The organism is Candidatus Accumulibacter vicinus (assembly GCF_000584955.1).
In the GTDB taxonomy this organism is placed as follows: Bacteria; Pseudomonadota; Gammaproteobacteria; order Burkholderiales; family Rhodocyclaceae; genus Accumulibacter; species Accumulibacter vicinus.
On the sequence record NZ_JDSS02000049.1, the window covers coordinates 21634 to 22167 of the forward strand.

Here is a 534-nt window from a genome sequence, read left to right on the forward strand (position 1 = left end):
GCCGGTGAAGCCGCCGCCACCCACAGCCCCCGGCGCCCACAACCCCACCGACGGGCTCGCCAGGAACATCTGCCACGGGTCGCGCGTCCAGGCCAGCGCCTCAGCCTCGGATAGCTCCCGATCCCAGACCACCGCCAGGTAGTAGCGCCCGGCATGCCCTGTCGAGCGGGTCGTACCGGCGCCGCTGCTGAGGCTCAAGGTTTCGCGCGCCAGTGGTATCGAGGAGGTTGTGTTGCCCGGGCCTGCGCGTCCATTCAGCCAGGCGCGCCGATAGGTGGCCGACCGGAACACTCCGAGTGCTGCGTTCGGCCTGTCATTCAGCGGGGTCCCCGGCGCGTCGTCCTTGACCAGCGTGCCGGAATTGTTGACCGAATAGGCGCTGATTGACCCGAAGTAGCTGCGCAACCCGACCGCGTTCCGGCTGCCGAGTGACCCCGCTCGGTGGTAGCTGCACACGTCCTCTGTGCTGAACACAATGGTCGTCGTCGGCCGGAACACGACACCCATCGATATCGGTGCCGACAGGACAACATC

1 protein-coding gene is annotated in these 534 nt (G+C 67.4%); it reads right to left on the reverse strand.

Annotated features, from left to right (window positions below; translation table 11 throughout):
- A partial coding sequence (locus tag CAPSK01_RS24115; RefSeq protein ID WP_273704150.1) for a hypothetical protein occupies nucleotides 1-405 on the reverse strand: 405 nt, incomplete at its 3' end.
- Nucleotides 406-534: the final 129 nt, after the last annotated feature.